The organism is Streptomyces sp. ISL-100 (assembly GCF_018614615.1).
GTDB lineage: Bacteria > Actinomycetota > Actinomycetes > Streptomycetales > Streptomycetaceae > Streptomyces.
Map to the genome: position 1 here is coordinate 84,348 of NZ_JAGGOK010000031.1, position 13,823 is coordinate 98,170.

General features: G+C 70.4%; 17 protein-coding genes and 1 pseudogene. 7 read left to right on the forward strand and 11 right to left on the reverse strand.

All coding sequences use genetic code 11. The features are described 5' to 3' along the window. Positions 1-98: 98 nt before the first annotated feature. Positions 99-1,208 (reverse strand): catalase family protein, encoded by a 1,110-nt coding sequence (locus J7E89_RS14435; RefSeq protein ID WP_214973512.1) that lies wholly within the window; start codon positions 1,206-1,208, stop codon positions 99-101. 124 nt (positions 1,209-1,332) lie between these two features. Continuing rightward, positions 1,333-1,776: a MarR family winged helix-turn-helix transcriptional regulator gene (locus J7E89_RS14440; protein ID WP_214973515.1), complete on the reverse strand. Its 444-nt coding sequence runs from the start codon at positions 1,774-1,776 to the stop codon at positions 1,333-1,335. A gap of 83 nt (positions 1,777-1,859) precedes the next feature. On the opposite strand from J7E89_RS14440, the gene J7E89_RS14445 reads away from it, so the two are divergent. Continuing rightward, a complete protein-coding gene (locus J7E89_RS14445; RefSeq protein ID WP_214973517.1) occupies positions 1,860-2,336 on the forward strand; it encodes an NUDIX hydrolase in 477 nt (158 codons plus the stop codon). Between the two features lie 25 nt (positions 2,337-2,361). On the opposite strand, the gene J7E89_RS14450 is transcribed toward J7E89_RS14445, so the two are convergent. The 6 genes and pseudogenes from J7E89_RS14450 to J7E89_RS14475 all read right to left on the reverse strand — a co-directional run bounded on the left by J7E89_RS14450 (position 2,362) and on the right by J7E89_RS14475 (position 7,289). After that, positions 2,362-3,156, reverse strand: coding sequence for an amino acid ABC transporter ATP-binding protein (locus J7E89_RS14450; protein ID WP_214973518.1), 795 nt, complete (start codon positions 3,154-3,156; stop codon positions 2,362-2,364). A 10-nt stretch (positions 3,157-3,166) separates the two neighbouring features. Beyond that, positions 3,167-3,967: an amino acid ABC transporter permease gene (locus tag J7E89_RS14455; protein ID WP_308315473.1), complete on the reverse strand. Its 801-nt coding sequence runs from the start codon at positions 3,965-3,967 to the stop codon at positions 3,167-3,169. After that, complete coding sequence (locus J7E89_RS14460) at positions 3,964-4,806, reverse strand: ABC transporter substrate-binding protein (RefSeq protein WP_374196817.1); 843 nt, start codon at positions 4,804-4,806, stop codon at positions 3,964-3,966. Before J7E89_RS14460 ends, J7E89_RS14455 begins: the two co-directional genes overlap by 4 nt. Positions 4,807-5,206: 400 nt before the next feature. Beyond that, positions 5,207-6,460, reverse strand: a pseudogene (locus tag J7E89_RS14465) (RNA polymerase sigma factor); the annotation flags it as partial. Between the two features lie 42 nt (positions 6,461-6,502). After that, positions 6,503-6,859 carry a YciI family protein gene (locus J7E89_RS14470; RefSeq protein ID WP_214973522.1) on the reverse strand — a complete coding sequence of 119 codons (357 nt, stop codon included), beginning with the start codon at positions 6,857-6,859 and terminating at the stop codon, positions 6,503-6,505. Between the two features lie 139 nt (positions 6,860-6,998). Next, positions 6,999-7,289: a hypothetical protein gene (locus J7E89_RS14475; RefSeq protein WP_214973524.1), complete on the reverse strand. Its 291-nt coding sequence runs from the start codon at positions 7,287-7,289 to the stop codon at positions 6,999-7,001. A 277-nt stretch (positions 7,290-7,566) separates the two neighbouring features. Here J7E89_RS14475 and J7E89_RS14480 point away from each other — a divergent pair, with 277 nt between their 5' ends. Continuing rightward, positions 7,567-7,980, forward strand: coding sequence for a hypothetical protein (locus tag J7E89_RS14480; RefSeq protein WP_214973526.1), 414 nt, complete (start codon positions 7,567-7,569; stop codon positions 7,978-7,980). A gap of 13 nt (positions 7,981-7,993) precedes the next feature. On the opposite strand, the gene J7E89_RS14485 is transcribed toward J7E89_RS14480, so the two are convergent. Continuing rightward, a complete protein-coding gene (locus J7E89_RS14485; protein ID WP_214973528.1) occupies positions 7,994-8,803 on the reverse strand; it encodes a helix-turn-helix domain-containing protein in 810 nt (269 codons plus the stop codon). A 113-nt stretch (positions 8,804-8,916) separates the two neighbouring features. Here J7E89_RS14485 and J7E89_RS14490 point away from each other — a divergent pair, with 113 nt between their 5' ends. Further along, complete coding sequence (locus tag J7E89_RS14490; protein WP_214973531.1) at positions 8,917-9,222, forward strand: 4a-hydroxytetrahydrobiopterin dehydratase; 306 nt, start codon at positions 8,917-8,919, stop codon at positions 9,220-9,222. A gap of 7 nt (positions 9,223-9,229) precedes the next feature. Continuing rightward, positions 9,230-9,985, forward strand: a complete 756-nt coding sequence (locus J7E89_RS14495; protein WP_214973533.1) for a class I SAM-dependent methyltransferase — start codon at positions 9,230-9,232, stop codon at positions 9,983-9,985. Between the two features lie 281 nt (positions 9,986-10,266). Here the strand turns inward: J7E89_RS14495 and J7E89_RS14500 are convergent, their stop codons facing one another. Next, positions 10,267-11,124, reverse strand: coding sequence for an NmrA family transcriptional regulator (locus J7E89_RS14500; RefSeq protein ID WP_214973535.1), 858 nt, complete (start codon positions 11,122-11,124; stop codon positions 10,267-10,269). Positions 11,125-11,205: 81 nt separating this feature from the next. On the opposite strand from J7E89_RS14500, the gene J7E89_RS14505 reads away from it, so the two are divergent. After that, positions 11,206-12,201 carry an AraC family transcriptional regulator gene (locus tag J7E89_RS14505; protein ID WP_214973537.1) on the forward strand — a complete coding sequence of 332 codons (996 nt, stop codon included), beginning with the start codon at positions 11,206-11,208 and terminating at the stop codon, positions 12,199-12,201. Beyond that, positions 12,198-13,112 carry a trans-aconitate 2-methyltransferase gene (locus J7E89_RS14510; RefSeq protein WP_214973543.1) on the forward strand — a complete coding sequence of 305 codons (915 nt, stop codon included), beginning with the start codon at positions 12,198-12,200 and terminating at the stop codon, positions 13,110-13,112. Before J7E89_RS14505 ends, J7E89_RS14510 begins: the two co-directional genes overlap by 4 nt. A 22-nt stretch (positions 13,113-13,134) precedes the next feature. Here J7E89_RS14510 and J7E89_RS14515 read toward each other — a convergent pair whose 3' ends face one another. Continuing rightward, positions 13,135-13,623, reverse strand: coding sequence for an RICIN domain-containing protein (locus J7E89_RS14515; RefSeq protein ID WP_214973544.1), 489 nt, complete (start codon positions 13,621-13,623; stop codon positions 13,135-13,137). Between the two features lie 65 nt (positions 13,624-13,688). Between J7E89_RS14515 and J7E89_RS41800 the strand changes: the two genes are divergently transcribed. Then, positions 13,689-13,817 carry a hypothetical protein gene (locus J7E89_RS41800; RefSeq protein WP_285439237.1) on the forward strand — a complete coding sequence of 43 codons (129 nt, stop codon included), beginning with the start codon at positions 13,689-13,691 and terminating at the stop codon, positions 13,815-13,817. Positions 13,818-13,823 lie beyond the last annotated feature (6 nt).

The following is a 13,823-nucleotide window of genomic DNA, read 5'->3' on the forward strand; positions in this document are numbered from 1 at the left end:
CGTCGGAGAACGGCGCGGTGGAGCCGACCTGTTCGCGGGCGTGCTCGTGTACGCGTGGATCGCGGCCCGCAAGACCAGGGGCGCGGTCGCGGCCTGGTTCAGCCCAGCAGTTGCGCGCTGCTCGCCGGCTCCTGGCGGGGCTGTCCGTTGAGGCGGTGCCGCTCTATGGAGGAGCGGCGGTACACCTCTTCGCGCACCCGCTGGATTTCGCCGATCGGCCGGTGGTCCTCGCGCGAGCGCCACGGGGTGATCGACGTACCGTCCGCCGCGAGGTTGTCCGCGCCCGAGATGTCCTGGCGGGGGATGGCGATCCGGGCCACGGTGACCCACGGCGAGAGCTGTTCCGGCCACTCGACAGACGTGTTGTCGACCGGCATCCGCGTCAGGTCGGTGTTGAGCTGCACCTGCAGTTCGAAGGAGTGGTCGCGCTCACCCGCCTCCGCGACCAGTGTGTTGCGGAACGCCTCGCCGTCGGACAGCACATCCACGCCGTCGTGTTCGATGCCCGCCAGCGAGTCCTGGGTCGGCACCGTCCGCACCTTGGCGATGTGATCGCCGTACCGGAAGGCGCCCATGCTGTTGTACGTGTACGAGAAGAGGTTCTGCCGCGGGACCTTGGCGAACGACAGCATCGCGAAGAGCTCGTCCCACAGCCACTCGTCCGCCGTCTCCAACGTGCCCTGGCGGGTGAGGAATTCACCCATCCACGACTTCCTCCTGGCCGGGTTCACCAGAGCGTCGGGGAGCTCGGCGAAGAGCCGCTCGATCACCATGTAGTCGTACGCCGTGTTGGCGAAGAACACCCGGTTGTTGATGAGGTTGAGGTCAAAGGTGGTCGCCTCGGCCTCGTCCGTCAGGAGTGACGTCCCCGGCACGCCGAACATCTTGATGCCCATGCCGCAGGCGGCGCCGAGCAGGGAGTCCGCGCGCAGATGGCCGAGCCCGTTCGAGTAGCGCACCACGGCGTCGTAGACGGCCGGGGCGGCGAAGATTCCCTGGGCGTACGGCTCAGGCGGTTCACCCACCGTGACAGTGGCCTTCACCAGGCCGTACGTCTTGCCGTGGGCGGTACGGACCGCACGGCCCACCCCCTGCCGCTCGACGGATTCACGAGTGGCCCGCGCGACATTGCGGACCACCTCGTCGAGCTCGGCCTGGTAGGTGGGGCGCTCGACGGGCGTGTACGCCTCGTACCTGACGAAATCCATGGAGGAAAACTCCTTCTTCCGGGCTGTGTGATGCCAATGCCTGCGAGAAGAAAGGTAGCGCACAACTTAATCGCGCACGATGTAATCGTTCGTGATTGATCCCACTCCGCGACGTGTCGCTTCGTCAGCTCAGTCGCTCGATGAGATCCCGCAACTGCCCGCGCAGCCGCTCCGCCTCTTCGGCGGACATGCCGTAGCTCTGCCCCATCGCGCCCGGAACCTTCTCGGCCCTGGCCCGCAGAGCCTGGCCCTTCTCCGTCGCCGATACGGTGATCAGCCGCTCGTCGTCCGCCTGCCGCTCCCGCCGCACCAGCCCGGCCGTCTCCAGCCGCTTCAGCAGCGGTGAGAGCGTGCCGTAGTCCAGCCCGAGTACGGCGCCCAGTTCCTTCATCGGAACGTCGCCGCGCTCCCAGACCGCCAGCATCACCAAGTACTGCGGATAGGTCAGCCCCAGCTCGGCCAGCACCGGCCGGTACACCGCCGTAACCGCCCGCGAGGCGGAGTGCAGTGCGAAGCACAGCTGGTCGTCGAGCGCCATGGACACGGCCGGAGGTCTGATCTCACCCATGCCCCCATTCTCCGTGATCAGCCGAATTCATGGTCCACTCTGTTGGCGGCACGCACCGGTTCGAGACCAGGAGGAAACCAACCATGACGGCCACGGCCGAGCGCCCCGAGCGGGCCTTCCCCGCACCGAACGGTCTGACCGGCGTCGGCGTCATCGTCGTCGGCCCCGGCGACCGCATCCTGCTCGGGCTCGGGCACGACGGCCGCTGGGAGCTGCCCGGTGGCAAGGTCGACCCGGGCGAGAGCTTCGAGGAGGCCGCCGTGCGCGAGCTGGCGGAGGAGACCTCCCTGCGCGCCGACGCCGCCGGGGTGCGCATCGTCGCCGTACTGGTGGACGGCGCCCGCGGCGTCACCCGCGTCACGGCCGCGGCGGTGCTGGAGAGCGCCACGGGCACGCCGCGCGTCACCGAACCGCACAAGATCGCGCGATGGGAGTGGTTCGGGACGGACGGCGGCGTACCCCAGGACCTCTTCGCGCCGTCGGCGTCCGCACTGCGCGCCTGGCGCCCGGACCTGGACATCCCCGAGGCCCCCGCGCACTGTTACCCGACGGCCCGCTGAACCCGGCGAGCCAGGGGCCGTACGGTCAGTCCTTCGCGGGCCCGCCCGCGCCGGGCTCGGAGCCCGGCGCCTCGGCGGCGGACGGGTCCAGGATGCGGTTGAGGAAGTTCCGGGTCCGCTCCTGTCGCGGATTGCCCACGACCTGCGCCGCCGGACCCTCCTCGACGATCACCCCGCCGTCCATGAACACGACGCGGTCGGCGACCTCCCGGGCGAAGCTCATCTCATGGGTGACGACCATCATCGTCATGCCCTCCGAGGCGAGCACCCGCATGACCGCGAGTACGTCGCCGACGAGCTCCGGGTCCAGCGCGGAGGTGGGCTCGTCGAAGAGCATCACCTCGGGCCCCATGGACAGCGCCCGGGCGATGGCCACCCGCTGCTGCTGCCCGCCGGACAGCTGCGCCGGGTAGGCGTCGGCCTTGTCGGACAGCCCGACGCGCTCCAGGTTCTCCCGGGCGACCTTGGCGGCCTCGGCCTTGCCGCGGCCCAGCACGCGCCGCTGGGGCAGCGTCAGGTTCTCGGTCACCGTCACGTGCGGGAAGAGGTTGAACTGCTGGAAGACCATGCCGATCCGGCGGCGTACCGCATCGATGTCGACCTCGATGTCGGTGACTTCGGTGCCGCCGACGAAGACCTGGCCCGAGCTGGGCTCCTCCAGCAGATTCACGCACCGCAGCAGCGTCGACTTGCCCGACCCGGAGGGGCCGATGACGCACACCACGTCCCCCCGGGCGACATCCAGGTCGATGCCGCGCAGGACGTGGTTGTCCCCGAACGACTTGTGCAGAGAGCGGATCTCGATCTCAGGCTGTGGCATCTGCTCGTCCTCACTTGGCCTTGTCGGCACGGGCCTCGAGGCGGCGCACCACGAAGCTCAGCGGCACCGTCACGATCAGGTAGCAGAGCCCCGCGACCAGAATCGGGGTGGAGTTGGCGGTCTGGCTGGCAAGGTCCCTGCCGAACTTGGTCAGTTCCCGCTCATTGAGGGTGATGCCGAGGAACAGCACCAGCGAGGAGTCCTTGAACAGCAGGACGAGCTCGTTGGTCAGCGGCGGGATGACGATGCGGAACGCCTGCGGGATGATCACCGACACCATCGCCCGGGCGTGCGAGAAGCCCAGCGAACGCGCCGCCTCCATCTGTCCCTTGGGTACGGCCTGGATGCCCGCCCTGATGGTCTCCGCCATGTAGGCGGCGGCGACCAGGCCGAGCCCCAGGGCGACCTTTCCGTACGTACCGCCGGGAATCTCGGTCCCCGGGAACGCCAGCGGCACCGCGACGCCCACGAAGATGAGGATCAGCAGGGCGGGCAGACCGCGGAAGAACTCGATGTAGATGCTCGCGAGCCACCGGTAGGGGGCCACGGACGACAGCCGCATCAGCGCGACGATCAGGCCCAGTACGAGCCCGAACGCGAAGCCGGAGAGCGTGTACACCACGGTGTTGCGCAGGGCGGTGGTGATGATCTCCGGGAAGAGCTCCGCTACGAGGTCCTTCTGCGCGAACTGGTTCTGCAGCCGGTCCCAGTCGGCCAGCACACCGACCAGGACCAGGGCCGCCACGAAAAGGGCGTACTGGATGCCCTGTGAGATACGGCGCCGCTGCCGCCTGGAGAGGCGAGAGGTCACGACTGGACCTTGGGCAGCGGTCCGATCCACTTCTCGTAGAGCTTCTTGTACGTGCCGTCGGCCTTGGCATCGGTGATGGCCTTGTCGATGGCGGCCTTCAGCTTGGTGTTGCCCTTCTTCACCGAGAACCCGTACTGCTCACCCGTCTCGATGTTCTGGCCCAGGACGAACTGGTCGGCGTTGGCCTTGTCCTTGAGCCAGCCCTGAACGACGGGGTAGTCGATGACGACGGCGTCGACCTGACCGGTGCGCAGCCCGTTCAGTACGGCGTCGGAGCTCTCGAACGCCACCGGGTCGAAGCCCTTGCTGGTCGCGTAACTCTCGCCGGTCGTCTCCGCCTGCGCGCCGAGCTTCTTCTTCTCGGACTTGACCTCGTCCAGCGAGGTGACGCCGCTCTTCTTCGTCGCGAGCAGCGCCTGGGTGGCGTCGAAGTACGGGACGGAGAAGTCGACGTTCTTCTTGCGGTCCTCGGTGATGGTCATGCCGGCGGCGGCGAGATCGCACTCGCCGGAGTTGAGGAACGCGCCGGTCTTGAAGTTCTCGAACGGCGTGTCGAGGATCTTCTGCTCGACCTTGAGGTTCTTGGCCACCAGGTCGATGAGCGCCACGTCGAAGCCGACGACCTTGCCGCCCTGCTCGGACTGGAAGGGCGGATACGGCAGGTGCGTGCAGGTGGTCAGCTTGCCCTTCTCGACCACGGGTACGCCGCCGGCTGCCTCGGCAGGCCCTTCGTCGTCCGAGGAACAGCCGACGGCGAGGAAGAGCCCGGCTGCTGCGGCACCGGCGGTGGCGAGGGTACGGATAGAGCGGGCGCGGTGGCCCTTGGTCGTCCTGGACACGGTTGACCTCCATGGGGCGGGGGCGGACGTCGGCGGGGGAACCGAGCCGTCAGCGGTGATCGTAAGCCAGCGACCCTGCCTTGGCGGCGATCTTCCGCGAGCTTCATGGTGCCTTTACAACACGCATCGCCCGCCCCGACGGATTCGGGACGGGCGATGGTGCGCGTGGCGGCGACTACATGTTGTTCTCGGCGTCGATCAGCTGCTTGATCCGCCGGTCGATCGCCGCGGCCTGCGCACGGGCGCGGTTCGCCGCCTCGCGCTCGCCCAGCCGGTCGAGCTGCTTGGCCTTGCTCTTCAGCTCGGCGGACTGCCTGCGCAGCTCTTCGATGTTGACGGTGAGGGCGCCACCGCGGGTGGCCACGGTCTGCTGGCCGCTGGTTGTATATGAAGTGATCTTGGCTCGTTTCAGCAGCAGCTCCCGCTCACGCGTGTTGCGGGTCAGGGACGCCGCCCTCTCGAACTCCGCTCGCGCCTCCTCGCCCCGCCCCAGGCGCTCCAGCAGATCTCCGCGCACGCTCGGCAGCAAGTGGTAGTCCTTCAGCGCCGGTTCGTCCGCAAGGGCGTCCACCAGTCTCAGCCCGGCCGCCGGCCCCTGCGCCATCGAGACGGCGACCGCGCGGTTCAGCTCCACCACCGGGGACGGGGTCAGTGCCATCAGCCGCCCGTACAGTGCGGCGATCGTCGTCCAGTCCGTGTCCTCGTAGCGGATCGCCTGCGCGTGGCACCCGGCGATCGCGGCCTGGACGGAGTACGGGCCGCTGCCCGCGCGCTGCAGAGCCTCCATGCCGCGCCGGATGAGCATCCGATTCCACCGGGAGCGGTTCTGGTCGGGAAGCAGCACCGGTTCGCCGCCGGGTCCGGTGCGGGCCGCGATGCGAGAGGCCTGGAACTCCAGCAGTGCGGCCAGGCCGTGAACTTCGGGCTCCTCGGGCATCAGGCCCGCCAGGACGCGAGCCAGCCGAAGCGCGTCCTCGCACAGGGCGGGGCGTACCAGGTCGTCGCCGGCCGTCGCCGAGTAGCCCTCGTTGAAGACAAGGTAAATGACCTCGAGAACCGAAGAGAGGCGGGCGGCCCGGTCGGCGCCGTACGGAACCTCGAAGGGGACACCGGCCTTCGCGAGCGCGCGTTTCGCGCGCACGATCCGCTGGGCGACCGCAGGTTCGGAGGCCAGGAACGCGCGGGCGATCTCCTGGGTCGTCAGCCCGCCCAGCAGCCTCAGCGTGAGCGCCACCCGAGCCTCTGTCGACAGCACGGGATGGCAGGCGGTGAAGATCAGCCGCAGCAGATCGTCGTCGATGTCGTCGGCGTCGGCGTCGGCGTCGGCGTCGACGGGCCCGGGCTCGGGCGGCGGCGGCTCATCCTCCAGCGTCCGGCCGACCTCCGCCAGCTTGCGAGCGTACGTCTCCTTGCGGCGTACGAGATCGATCGCCCGGTGCTTGGCCGTGGCCATGAGCCAGGCGCCCGGTCTGTCCGGGACACCTGACTCCGGCCACTGCTCCAGCGCGGCGACCAGAGCGTCCTGCGCGAGTTCCTCGGCGATGCCCACGTCCCGTACGACGCGGGCGACACCTGCGATGATCCGCGCGGACTCGATTCTGAATACCGCTTCGACCGTCTGGGGCACGTCACTTGCTGCTGCCGTCACGGCCACCCATCAGAACAGCCGCACGGGCGCGCGGCAAGCGCACCCGGATCAGCCCTCGGTGATCTCGCGGACCTCGGCGGTGATGGTCCAGTAGTCCTCGTGCGTCTGCAGGAACCGCTTCGTCCACTCCAGCGCCTCGGCCTTGTCCTTGGCCTGGACGATGGAGTAACCGCCGATGACTTCCTTGCTCTCGGTGAACGGCCCGTCGGTGTAGCTGAGCTTGCCGCCCGACCAGGTCACCCTGGTCCCCTCCGAGGTGGGAGCGAGCCCGGCTGTGTCCAGCATGACCCCGGCCTTGGTGATCTCCTCGAACAGCGCGCTCATGCGCTCCATGAGCTCGGGGCTGGGGCCCTCGGCGGGGGCGTTCTTCTCGTCGATGCGGATCAGCGTGAGGAAGCGCGGCATGGTGACTCCTCGGTCGGGAGGGCGGGGGCTTTCCCTGCCTCTCACCCTTGCGTCGAACGGGAGACACCAGGATCGACAGCTCGCCCGGAATTCTTCCGAGAAATTTTCCGCAGCGGCCGCCGGGAGTGCTGCGGCCGCCTTACGCTCCCGCCCCCGGCAGCCAGTAGTTGTGAACCTTCGAGGTCTTCGGCATTTCGCCCTGCGGGATGCCGACCTCCGACGCGACCGGCATGATGACCTCGTTGAACCGCTGCAGGGCCTGCTCGGACTCCCACAGATCGAAGATCTGCAGCCCGGAGTCCGTCGGGACGGCGACGTGCGCCAGGCACCCCTCGAAGGGGTTGCCGGGAAGCGACTGAAGCCTGGCATTCAGCTTGTCGTACTGCTCGGTCGTCACGCCCGCCAGTTCGGCCTTCATGAAAATCGCCATCGGGGTCTCCTCCGTATGAACAGGTCCGGTTCCACCCCCGCCGCCCCACTGACGGCCTGTGCCCGAACCAGCACACCACGCCCACTCCCCGACGGCATTCCGCCCAGTGCCATCCGGGGCAGGGCGGCACCCTCCATTACCCCGGATTACCTCCGGGGTAATCGACGCTCTCCCGTGGGCGCGGCATCGTTGCGGTTACCGGGGCCGGGGCGGCGCACTCCGCCCGGCCCCCGGGATCCCTTCCCGTACGTGCGACTCCGACGGAGGCTGATTCGCCATGTCCGCGACCATGCTCGCCAACCTTTCCAGGACCACTGACCCGCAGACGATGCTGCGCCGCTTCCTCGCCCTCGACGCCGTGGTCACCACCACCAACGGGCTCGTGTACGTCGCCGCCTCCGGCCCCGTCGGACGGCTGCTCGGGGTCGGGTCCGGGCTGCTGCTCGAACTCGGGGTGCTGCTGGTGGTGTTCGGAGCCGGGGTCGGGTACCTGGCCTCGCGACGGGAGCCCGCCGCGTTCCCCGTCAAGGCCGTCATCGAGGTGAACCTGGCGTGGGCCGTGGCAAGTCTCGCCGCCCTCGTGCTGTGGTTCTCGCCGACGACGGCCGGGACGTTCTGGATCCCCATGCAGGCCGCGACCGTCGCCGGCTTCGCCGGGCTGCAGCACCTCGCGCTGCGCGCCCGGGGTTGAGCGGCCCTGGGGCTCAGGGGGCCAGGGACTGGAGGTACTTGACCGTCGTCGGGTCGGCCGGGAGGAACGTTTCGATGGCCAGCTCGGCGACCGTCACATCCATCGGGGTGTTGAAGGTCGAGATCGACGATATGAACGACAGCACCTGGCCGTCGTGCTCGACCTGGAGCGGCAGCGCGAAGTAGGGGTACGGCGGATCCGCCGGGCGCTGCGCGTCTGCCGCGTCCGGCTCCGGTACGGGATAGGCCGCCACCTCGTCGTACACCGCACGCAGCGCCGGCGACCTCGCCAGCGCGATCTGGCGCTCCATCTGCTCCATGAGGTGCCCGCGCCACTCCCGCAGATTGCGGATCCGCGAGGCAAGTCCCTCCGGGTGGAGGGTGATCCGCATCGCGTTCAGCGGAGGCGTGAGGAGATGTTCGGGCAGGCCGTCGAGCAGCATCGTCATCCCGCGGTTCGCGGCGACCACGGTGTACGAACCGTCGACGACGACGGCGGGGTACGGCTCGTAGCCCACCAGCAGCCGCTCGATGCCCTCGCGCAGGGCGGCGAGCGAGGGGTCGTCGAGCGGAGTCTCGGTGTACTGGGGAGCGTAACCCGCCGCCAGCAGAAGGGCGTTGCGCTCGCGCACGGGTACGTCGAGGTGCTCGGCCAGGCGCAGCACCATCTCCTGGCTCGGGCGCGACCTGCCGGTCTCGATGAAGCTGATGTGCCGGGCGGACGAATCGGCGCGCAAAGCCAGCTCCAGCTGGCTCAGCCGGCGCTGCTCACGCCAGCCGCGCAGCAGCGCACCCACACCCTTGTCGACTGCGACAGTTGTCATGGGTCAAGACGGTAACCGACCGCCGGTTACGCCAAACCGCCGATGCACCGCCGATTCACCGCCGGAAGGTGGCAGGCTGATCAGCAACACCGCAACTTGGAGGGAGCTTCGCCATGGCCACTGAGCCGTTGTCGCAGAAGGAGATCGAGGACCGTCTCCGCGAACTCCCCGGCTGGTCGCTGGAGGACAACCGGATCGCCCGTACGTACCGGCTCGGCTCGCACTTCGCGGCCGCCGCGCTGGTCGTCCACGTGGCCGGGATCCAGGACGAGCTGGACCACCATTCCGACCTGACGCTCGGCTACAACAGTGTGGCGCTGACCGTGAACACGCACAGCGCGGGAGGGGCCGTCACCGACCTCGACTTCGAGCTCGCGCGCCGGGTCGAGGACATCGCGCCCGGACACGGAGCCGGCTGAGCCACGCATGCTGGACTACGACACCGAAGCGACCGTGTACGACGCCACGCGCGGCGGCGTCCCCCGGGCCGAGGCCGCCGCGCAGGCGGTGCTCGGCCTCGTACCCGGGCGCGCCCGTACCCTCCTCGACATCGGCTGCGGCACCGGCATCGTCACCGCCCGGCTGGCCCGGCCGGGCCTGCGGGTGCTGGGCGCGGACGCGTCGTACGGCATGGCGAGGAAGGCGGCGGAGCGAGTGGGCGCGGGCGGGGCGGTCGTCCTCGCCGACGTACGCCGACTGCCGCTGTGCGACGCGTCCGTCGACGCGGTCAGCGCGGTCTGGCTGCTGCACCTGGTGCGGGACGCGGCGGAGGTCGTGGCCGAGGCGGCGCGGGTGCTGCGGCCGGGCGGAGTGTTCATCACCACCGTCGACAAGGACGACGCACACGACGTGGGCTCCGACATCGACGCCGTCCTCGCCCCGCACCGTACGCCCGAGGCCTTCGACCGTACGGACCTGATAGAGGCGTACGCCGCCGAGCACGGCCTGGTCCCCGTGGCCGACGCGTACTTCACCGGTCACGGCCAGGGCCGCTCGCCCCTGCGCACCGCTGCCGCCCTGCTCAAGGGCCGGTACGCCTCCCGCATAGCCGCCGACGGCGCGGCGGCCAAGGCCATCGCGGCCGCGCTCGCCGCGCTGCCGGCCCCCGACGCGCCGCGCCCCGACCCGCGCTACCGGCTGCTCGCCCTGCACAAGATCACTCAGATGACGGCCGACGGGTGAAATCCATGACCGGAAGACCCCGCGCCCGTCCGCGCCGAACCGCCCGGCGACGGGCGGTTCCAGGCGGCCGGTGCGCTGTTGACCCAAGCGGTCGTACGGACTCCCGCCGCGTGGGGTCGGCCGGCTCACCGGAGCCGCCGGAGCCGTGGCCGCTACCGGGAGACCGGAACCGGCCGGTGACTGGATACGGGCTGTGCTGCCCATTGGGACCACCGACCACTCCTGGAACCGGCCGAGCTGCGCGAGCGCCTGCGGGAGACGGCGCGCGAGCTCGGCGCGCTCTACGCGACGTGCGCCACCTGACCGTTCCACGCGCCGGCCGCCGCCGCTTCCCGGGCGAAGTCGGTGAAGTCCTTGGGGGCGCGGCCCAGAACACGCTCGACGCCGTCCGTCACCGACGCGTTGTGGCCGTCGAGCAGCGTCGTGAACAGCCCGGCGAGCCAGCCGGCCTCCGGCGCCGGCATTCCGTACTGCTGAAGCAGCCCGGCGTACTGCGGACCGGACACCGGGACGTACCGCACCTCGCGGCCCGTCGCCTTCGAGATCTCGGCCGCCGCCTCGGTGAAGGTCAGCAGGCGGGGGCCGGTCAGCTCGTGCACCCGGCCCGCGTGCCCGTCCTCGGTGAGCACCGCGACCACGACGTCCGCCAAATCGTCCGCATGCACCCACGGCTCGGGCGTCTCGCCCGCCGGGAAGGCCACCTCGCCGGCGATCACCCCTTCCGCCATGGCGCCCTCGCTGAAGTTCTGCGCGAAGAAACTGCCGCGTACGACGGTCAGTCCGGCATCGCCGGATTCGCGCAGCGCCTCCTCGGCGGCGACCGCTTCGGGCTCGCCGCGCCCCGACAGCAGCACCAGCCGCCGCACTCCGTTCTCGTGCGCGATCCGCCCGAACGTCCGCACCGCCGCCACCGCGCCGGGCGCGGCCAGGTCCGGGTAGTACGCCACGTACGCGGCGTCCGCGCCCCGCAGGGCCGGACCCCACGTCGACTCGTCCTCCCAGTCGAACCGCACCTCGCCCTTGCGCGACCCCGACCTGACGGTCACGCCGAGGGCGCCGAGCCGCTCGACCACCCGCCGGCCGGTCTTGCCCGTGCCGCTCGTCACCAACACCGTTTCGCGCTTCGCCTGTTCTGTCATGCCTCAAGGTTCGCGGCGTACGCCTGGACGGGCCATGCTCCAGAGGCTCAACTCCATACGCCTGCGTCTACGCTGGAGCACATGGACGTACTCGCGGGTCTGCTCGACGGGCCGCGCGCCCGGGGCGCCTTCCTCCTCCGGGCCGTGCTGAACCCGCCCTGGGCGGTGCGGATCGAGGACCGGGCGCCGCTCTCCCTGATGTGCATGAGCCGCGGCAACGCCTGGGTGATGCCCGACAGCGGCGACCCGGTGCTGCTGCGCCCCGGTGACGTCGCCATCGCGCGCGGCCCTGAGCCGTACACCTGCGCCGACGACCCGGCGAGCCCGCCGCGAGCTGTCATCGGGCCCGGCGGGGTGTGCGGCACGCTTCAGGGGGAGCCGCTGTCCGAGACGATGCATCTCGGTGTACGGACATGGGGCGACAGCCCGGACGGCGCCTCGGCGATGCTCATCGGCACGTACCAGCTGGAGGGGGAGGTCAGCGGGCGTCTCCTCGACGCGCTGCCGCCGCTCGTCCACCTGCCCGCCGAGCTGTGGAACTGCCCGCTGATGCCGGTCATGGAAGACGAGATCAGCAGGGACGAACCGGGGCAGAGCGTGATGCTGGACCGGCTGCTCGACCTGCTGCTGATCGCGACGCTGCGGTCGTGGTTCTCGCGCCCCGAGGCGGCGGCTCCCGCCTGGTACCTGGCGATGGGCGATCCGGTAGTCGGCCGGGCCCTGCGGCTGATGCAGAACGATCCCGCCCACCCGTGGACGGTCGCCGAGCTTGCCGCGCAGGCCGGCGTTTCACGGGCGGGCCTCGCCCGGCGCTTCACCGAGCTGGTGGGGGAGCCGCCGATGGCGTACCTCACAGGGTGGCGGCTCGCGCTCGCCGCTGACCTGCTGAGGGAGACGGAAGCGACGGTGGGGGCGGTGGCGCGCCAGGTCGGCTACAGCGGGTCCTTCGCGCTGAGCGCGGCATTCAAGCGGGTCCGGGGGGTCAGCCCGCAGGAGTACCGGAGGAGCGGGGCCGGTTTGCCGAACCGGCAACAAGGTTTGCCGTCGGAGCGGTCGGGCCTGAAGGTGGAGGCATGACTGACAGCCCCAGCCACAGCCACAGCCATAACCACACCCACAATCACGGCAGCCATCACGCCACCGACTTCGACTGGGACGCGCTCGGCACGCACCTGGAGCACGAGGCCGAGGTGAACCGTCCCGTGTACGAGCAGGCCGCGGCCTGGATCGCCGAGCGCGTCCGGGCGCCGCAGGGCGTACGCCGCGTCCTGGACATCGGCAGCGGCCCCGGACTCATCACCTGCATGCTCGCCGATGCCTTCCCGGACGCCGAGGTCGTGGCCGTCGACGGTACGCCGGCGCTCCTTGAGCGCGCCCGGGCGCGGGCGGAGCGCTCCGGCCTGGGGGAGCGGGTACGTACCCTCGTCGCCGAAGTGCCCGACGAGCTCGGCTCCTTGGGCGAGGCCGACCTGGTCTGGGCCGCCAACTCCCTGCACCACGTCGGCGACCAGCGCGCGGCCCTCACCGGCTTCGCCGGGCTGCTGCGCCCCGGCGGGGCGGTGGCCCTGTTCGAGGGCGGCCTGGCCCCGCGCCACCTGCCCCGCGACATCGGGATCGGCAGGCCGGGCCTGGAGGCGCGGCTGGAGGCCGTACGGAGCGAGTGGTTCGCCGCAATGCGGGAGGCGCTGCCCGGCGCGAAGTCCGAGGTGGAGGACTGGAGTGCGTTGCTGGCCGCCGCCGGGCTGACCCCGGGCGGCAGCCGTTCCTTCCTGCTCGACCTGCCGGCCCCGCTGCAGGCCGCGGCGCGCGAGCTGGTCGTCGAGACCTTCGCGCGGCAGCGGGAGGTCTTCGCCGACCGCCTCGCTGCCGACGACGTGGCGACGCTGGAGCGGCTGCTGGACGCGCGGGACCCGGTCGGCCTGGCTCAGCGCCCCGACGTGTTCATGCTGCAGGCGCGCACGCTGCACATCGCGCACCGCCCCGCCTGAGCGGCCGGTCGGACCGTACGGCCTACGGGTTGAACACCGGCTCCAACTGCCACCACTGGCCGGGAGAGTCGGTGTCCTCCCACTGCTGCACATTCGCGCCGTCGTCCATGCTGCCGTCCGCGACTTCGAGCAGCAGCCCGCTGACGTAACTGATCAGCGTGACCGTGCCCGGCGCGTCCAGGTGCTGTTCTACGATCCACTCCTGGGCGCCGAAGTTGTTGGCCTTCCACTGCTGGATGTTGGCGCCGTTCTCGGTGGAGGCCCCGGCAACGTCGAGCCGCTTGCCGCTGGCGGCGTTCACCAGGTGGTAGAGGCCGCCGCCGCTGTGCACCGCGGACACCTCCCACTGCTGCGCGGGTGCGCCGGTGTCCTTGCCCTGCTGGACGTTCGCGCCGCTGCCCTTGTGGCCGCCGTACACCTCCAGCAGCAGCCCGCTGCCGACATTGCGCAGCCGGTACGGGCCTTCCTGGATGGGCTGCGGCTGCGGCTGCTGGGCGTCGTCCCCGCTCATGTTCCGTACTCCTTCAGGTGGTTGGGGCATTGAGGACGGCGGTCAGCAGTCCCGGGAAGCGGCTAGTGCGCAACCGTACGATAAGCGTCGTACAGTCGTACTGCAGGCTGGCCGTCTTCCTCGTCCCGGGCGACGCGGCGTACATCAACGGCGAGAGCATCCGCATCGACGGGGGCGCGTCGCGCTCGCTCTGACGTACC

Bases quoted from the DNA above. Each gene is read 5' to 3' on its own strand.
- J7E89_RS14435 (WP_214973512.1), bottom strand. From the start codon at position 1,208: ATGGATTTCGTCAGGTACGAGGCGTACACGCCCGTCGAGCGCCCCACC.
- J7E89_RS14440 (WP_214973515.1), bottom strand. From the start codon at position 1,776: ATGGGTGAGATCAGACCTCCGGCCGTGTCCATGGCGCTCGACGACCAG.
- J7E89_RS14445 (WP_214973517.1), top strand. From the start codon at position 1,860: ATGACGGCCACGGCCGAGCGCCCCGAGCGGGCCTTCCCCGCACCGAAC.
- J7E89_RS14450 (WP_214973518.1), bottom strand. From the start codon at position 3,156: ATGCCACAGCCTGAGATCGAGATCCGCTCTCTGCACAAGTCGTTCGGG.
- J7E89_RS14470 (WP_214973522.1), bottom strand. From the start codon at position 6,859: ATGCCGCGCTTCCTCACGCTGATCCGCATCGACGAGAAGAACGCCCCC.
- J7E89_RS14475 (WP_214973524.1), bottom strand. From the start codon at position 7,289: ATGGCGATTTTCATGAAGGCCGAACTGGCGGGCGTGACGACCGAGCAG.
- J7E89_RS14480 (WP_214973526.1), top strand. From the start codon at position 7,567: ATGTCCGCGACCATGCTCGCCAACCTTTCCAGGACCACTGACCCGCAG.
- J7E89_RS14485 (WP_214973528.1), bottom strand. From the start codon at position 8,803: ATGACAACTGTCGCAGTCGACAAGGGTGTGGGTGCGCTGCTGCGCGGC.
- J7E89_RS14490 (WP_214973531.1), top strand. From the start codon at position 8,917: ATGGCCACTGAGCCGTTGTCGCAGAAGGAGATCGAGGACCGTCTCCGC.
- J7E89_RS14495 (WP_214973533.1), top strand. From the start codon at position 9,230: ATGCTGGACTACGACACCGAAGCGACCGTGTACGACGCCACGCGCGGC.
- J7E89_RS14500 (WP_214973535.1), bottom strand. From the start codon at position 11,124: ATGACAGAACAGGCGAAGCGCGAAACGGTGTTGGTGACGAGCGGCACG.
- J7E89_RS14505 (WP_214973537.1), top strand. From the start codon at position 11,206: ATGGACGTACTCGCGGGTCTGCTCGACGGGCCGCGCGCCCGGGGCGCC.
- J7E89_RS14510 (WP_214973543.1), top strand. From the start codon at position 12,198: ATGACTGACAGCCCCAGCCACAGCCACAGCCATAACCACACCCACAAT.
- J7E89_RS14515 (WP_214973544.1), bottom strand. From the start codon at position 13,623: ATGAGCGGGGACGACGCCCAGCAGCCGCAGCCGCAGCCCATCCAGGAA.